General features: G+C 54.4%; 3 rRNA genes. All 3 read left to right on the top strand.

Annotation, left to right across the window (positions count from 1 at the left end):
• Nucleotides 1-245: 245 nt before the first annotated feature.
• The 3 genes from ACTJKK_RS16535 to rrf all read left to right on the top strand — a co-directional run bounded on the left by ACTJKK_RS16535 (nt 246) and on the right by rrf (nt 5,517).
• Nucleotides 246-1,767: ribosomal RNA gene (locus ACTJKK_RS16535) — 16S ribosomal RNA — on the top strand.
• 421 nt (nt 1,768-2,188) lie between these two features.
• Nucleotides 2,189-5,292: ribosomal RNA gene (locus ACTJKK_RS16530) — 23S ribosomal RNA — on the top strand.
• Between the two features lie 108 nt (nt 5,293-5,400).
• Nucleotides 5,401-5,517, top strand: a 5S ribosomal RNA gene (gene rrf, locus ACTJKK_RS16525).
• The 16S, 23S and 5S rRNA genes sit together here, the layout of an rRNA operon.
• The last annotated feature ends 10 nt before the right edge of the window (nt 5,518-5,527 follow it).

Raw genomic sequence — 5,527 nt, 5'->3', positions numbered from 1 at the left:
TTGCCCTTCGGGCCTGGTTGTGATGACTGGGTCGTGGGAGCATCCGATCCTTGAGAACTCAACAGCGTGCACTTGTCAAATGCCAAATAACCTCGATTCAGCTTCGGCTGGATGAGATTCCTTTGGATCAAAGACCAACCTCCTTGTGGGGTTGGCAACGGATGAAGTCAGCAATGAATTTGTCTCTTTGGTCAGCATCAAACTCGCTGCTTCCCGGTTTTTCCCCGGGTGGTATGCATTTCTTTTTTACGGAGAGTTTGATCCTGGCTCAGGATGAACGCTGGCGGCGTGCTTAACACATGCAAGTCGAACGGTGAAGCAGAGCTTGCTCTGTGGATCAGTGGCGAACGGGTGAGTAACACGTGAGCAACCTGCCCCTGACTCTGGGATAAGCGCTGGAAACGGCGTCTAATACTGGATATGTGACGTGACCGCATGGTCTGCGTCTGGAAAGAATTTCGGTTGGGGATGGGCTCGCGGCCTATCAGCTTGTTGGTGAGGTAATGGCTCACCAAGGCGTCGACGGGTAGCCGGCCTGAGAGGGTGACCGGCCACACTGGGACTGAGACACGGCCCAGACTCCTACGGGAGGCAGCAGTGGGGAATATTGCACAATGGGCGGAAGCCTGATGCAGCAACGCCGCGTGAGGGATGACGGCCTTCGGGTTGTAAACCTCTTTTAGCAGGGAAGAAGCGAAAGTGACGGTACCTGCAGAAAAAGCGCCGGCTAACTACGTGCCAGCAGCCGCGGTAATACGTAGGGCGCAAGCGTTATCCGGAATTATTGGGCGTAAAGAGCTCGTAGGCGGTTTGTCGCGTCTGCTGTGAAATCCGGAGGCTCAACCTCCGGCCTGCAGTGGGTACGGGCAGACTAGAGTGCGGTAGGGGAGATTGGAATTCCTGGTGTAGCGGTGGAATGCGCAGATATCAGGAGGAACACCGATGGCGAAGGCAGATCTCTGGGCCGTAACTGACGCTGAGGAGCGAAAGGGTGGGGAGCAAACAGGCTTAGATACCCTGGTAGTCCACCCCGTAAACGTTGGGAACTAGTTGTGGGGTCCATTCCACGGATTCCGTGACGCAGCTAACGCATTAAGTTCCCCGCCTGGGGAGTACGGCCGCAAGGCTAAAACTCAAAGGAATTGACGGGGACCCGCACAAGCGGCGGAGCATGCGGATTAATTCGATGCAACGCGAAGAACCTTACCAAGGCTTGACATATACGAGAACGGGCCAGAAATGGTCAACTCTTTGGACACTCGTAAACAGGTGGTGCATGGTTGTCGTCAGCTCGTGTCGTGAGATGTTGGGTTAAGTCCCGCAACGAGCGCAACCCTCGTTCTATGTTGCCAGCACGTAATGGTGGGAACTCATGGGATACTGCCGGGGTCAACTCGGAGGAAGGTGGGGATGACGTCAAATCATCATGCCCCTTATGTCTTGGGCTTCACGCATGCTACAATGGCCGGTACAAAGGGCTGCAATACCGCGAGGTGGAGCGAATCCCAAAAAGCCGGTCCCAGTTCGGATTGAGGTCTGCAACTCGACCTCATGAAGTCGGAGTCGCTAGTAATCGCAGATCAGCAACGCTGCGGTGAATACGTTCCCGGGTCTTGTACACACCGCCCGTCAAGTCATGAAAGTCGGTAACACCTGAAGCCGGTGGCCTAACCCTTGTGGAGGGAGCCGTCGAAGGTGGGATCGGTAATTAGGACTAAGTCGTAACAAGGTAGCCGTACCGGAAGGTGCGGCTGGATCACCTCCTTTCTAAGGAGCATCTGACTCTTCGGAGTCCAGAACCCAGATCGAAGGCACATGTTCTTCGCTGGGAGCTCATGGGTGGAACATTTGACATGGCATCGAGATCTGATCTCTGGTCGAGTACGCAACTTCGGTTGTTGGAAAGAGTGGGGTGAGGGGATCGGTGCCTGCACGCTGTTGGGTCCTGAGGGACCGGATGCGCTTTGACCTTCGGGTTGGAAGCATTTGGTTACTCTGGGCCTCTTCTGGTTTCCCCCGTGTGGGGTTGCTGGATGGGGTACCGCCCGTACTTTGAGAACTACACAGTGGACGCGAGCATCTTGCAGCCGGCTTTCGAGCTGGTTGCACAAGATGATCTTAAAGATCATTAGTCAATTTCATGCCAGGCTTTCGGGCCTGGTGTCGATTCTGATTCAAACTCATGTGATTTCAAGTCTTTAAGAGCAAACGGTGGATGCCTTGGCATCTGGAGCCGAAGAAGGACGTAGCAATCTGCGATAAGCCTCGGGGAACTGATAAGCAAGTTTTGATCCGAGGGTGTCCGAATGGGGAAACCCCGCTGGGCGGCGTGCCGACCTAGTGACTCCCGCCTGAATATATAGGGCGGGTAGAGGGAACGTGGGGAAGTGAAACATCTCAGTACCCACAGGAAGAGAAAGCAACCGCGATTCCGTTAGTAGTGGCGAGCGAAACCGGATCAGGCTAAACCTAGCGTGTGTGATAGCCGGCAGGCGTTGCACGTTGGGGGTTGTGGGACTTTTCAGTCATCTCTGCCGAGGTGGCGGCGTTACAAGAAGGTATAGACGAACGGTCTTGAAAGGCCGGTCATAGAGGGTGCCAACCCCGTAGTCGAAATGCCTCTCTTGGCGCGAAGAGTATCCCAAGTAGCACGGGGCCCGTGAAATCCCGTGTGAATCTGTCAGGACCACCTGATAAGCCTAAATACTCCCAGATGACCGATAGCGGACAAGTACCGTGAGGGAAAGGTGAAAAGTACCCCGGGAGGGGAGTGAAATAGTACCTGAAACCGTTTGCTTACAAACCGTTGGAGCAGCCTTAGTAGCTGTGACAGCGTGCCTTTTGAAGAATGAGCCTGCGAGTTAGCGATATGTGGCGAGGTTAACCCGTGTGGGGTAGCCGTAGCGAAAGCGAGTCTGAATAGGGCGATTCAGTCGCATGTCCTAGACCCGAAGCGAAGTGATCTATCCATGGCCAGGTTGAAGCGACGGTAAGACGTCGTGGAGGACCGAACCCACTTAGGTTGAAAACTGAGGGGATGAGCTGTGGATAGGGGTGAAAGGCCAATCAAACTTCGTGATAGCTGGTTCTCTCCGAAATGCATTTAGGTGCAGCGTTGCGTGTTTCTTGCCGGAGGTAGAGCTACTGGATGGCCGATGGGCCCTACAAGGTTACTGACGTCAGCCAAACTCCGAATGCCGGTAAGTGAGAGCGCAGCAGTGAGACTGTGGGGGATAAGCTTCATAGTCGAGAGGGAAACAACCCAGACCACCAACTAAGGTCCCAAAGCGCGTGCTAAGTGGGAAAGGATGTGGAGTTGCCTTGACAACCAGGAGGTTGGCTTAGAAGCAGCCACCCTTGAAAGAGTGCGTAATAGCTCACTGGTCAAGTGATTCCGCGCCGACAATGTAACGGGGCTCAAGCACGCCACCGAAGTTGTGGCATTGACATTATTGGTAGGCCTTCGTGGTCCAGCCGTGTTGATGGGTAGGAGAGCGTCGTGTGGCCAGCGAAGCGGCGGTGTAAACCAGCCGTGGAGGCTACACGAGTGAGAATGCAGGCATGAGTAGCGAAAGACGTGTGAGAAACACGTCCTCCGAAAGACCAAGGGTTCCAGGGTCAAGCTAATCTTCCCTGGGTAAGTCGGGACCTAAGGCGAGGCCGACAGGCGTAGTCGATGGACAACGGGTTGATATTCCCGTACCGGCGAAGAACCGCCCAAGCTAATCCAGTAGTGCTAAGTGTCTGAATCCCACTGACGGATCCCTTCGGGGTGAAGCGTTGGGCCTAGCGCACGACCCCATTCTGGTGCGGTTAGCGTATTAACAGGTGTGACGCAGGAAGGTAGTCCAAGCCAGGCGATGGTTGTCCTGGTGCAAGTGCGTAGGCCGAACGGTAGGCAAATCCGCCGTTCACATAGGCTGAGACACGATGCGGATAAAAAGTGGATGATCCTATGCTGCCAAGAAAAGCATCGACGCGAGGTTCTAGCCGCCCGTACCCCAAACCGACTCAGGTGGTCAGGTAGAGAATACCAAGGAGATCGAGAGAATCGTGGTTAAGGAACTCGGCAAAATGCCCCCGTAACTTCGGGAGAAGGGGGGCCTTCGACGTATTAGGACTTGCTCCGAAAGCGTTTGGAGGCCGCAGAGACTAGTGGGTAGCGACTGTTTACTAAAAACACAGGTCCGTGCCAAGTCGCAAGACGATGTATACGGACTGACGCCTGCCCGGTGCTGGAAGGTTAAGAGGACCGGTTAGCCGCAAGGCGAAGCTGAGAATTTAAGCCCCAGTAAACGGCGGTGGTAACTATAACCATCCTAAGGTAGCGAAATTCCTTGTCGGGTAAGTTCCGACCTGCACGAATGGCGTAACGACTTCCCAACTGTCTCAACCGCGAACTCGGCGAAATTGCATTACGAGTAAAGATGCTCGTTACGCGCAGCAGGACGGAAAGACCCCGTGACCTTTACTACAGCTTGGTATTGGTGTTCGGTGTGGCTTGTGTAGGATAGGTGGGAGACTTTGAAGCATGGACGCCAGTTCATGTGGAGTCATTGTTGAAATACCACTCTGGTCACTCTGGATATCTAACTTCGAACCGTAATCCGGTTCAGGGACAGTGCCTGGTGGGTAGTTTAACTGGGGCGGTTGCCTCCCAAAAAGTAACGGAGGCGCCCAAAGGTTCCCTCAACCTGGTTGGTAATCAGGTGTCGAGTGTAAGTGCACAAGGGAGCTTGACTGTGAGACTGACAGGTCGAGCAGGGACGAAAGTCGGGACTAGTGATCCGGCAGTGGCTTGTGGAAGCGCTGTCGCTCAACGGATAAAAGGTACCTCGGGGATAACAGGCTGATCTTGCCCAAGAGTCCATATCGACGGCATGGTTTGGCACCTCGATGTCGGCTCGTCGCATCCTGGGGCTGGAGTAGGTCCCAAGGGTTGGGCTGTTCGCCCATTAAAGCGGTACGCGAGCTGGGTTTAGAACGTCGTGAGACAGTTCGGTCCCTATCCGCTGCGCGCGTAGGAAATTTGAGAGGATCTGACCCTAGTACGAGAGGACCGGGTTGGACGAACCTCTGGTGTGTCAGTTGTTCCGCCAGGAGCACCGCTGATTAGCTACGTTCGGGATGGATAACCGCTGAAAGCATCTAAGCGGGAAGCCGGCCTCAAGATGAGATTTCCATACCTTCGGGTGAGAGGCTCCCAGCCAGACTACTGGGTTGATAGGCCAGATGTGGAAGTGCAGTAATGCATGCAGCTGACTGGTACTAATAAGCCGATGACTTGATAACACACCGTTTGTTGGTGCTACGCGTCCACTGAGTGGTTCTCGATGTACGGTCGAGAACCGCATAACAACAATGACTTTGTTATGTGTTTGATTGAAACATCAATAGTGTTTCGGCGGCCATAGCGTGAGGGAAACGCCCGGTTACATTCCGAACCCGGAAGCTAAGCCTCACAGCGCCGATGGTACTGCAGGGGGGACCCTGTGGGAGAGTAGGACACCGCCGGACTTCTTTTAAG

The organism is Microbacterium sp. 22179, from assembly GCF_052045715.1.
In the GTDB taxonomy this organism is placed as follows: Bacteria; Actinomycetota; Actinomycetes; order Actinomycetales; family Microbacteriaceae; genus Microbacterium; species Microbacterium galbinum.
Note: the sequence above shows the minus strand (reverse complement) of the source record. Positions and strands in the feature narration are given on the sequence as shown.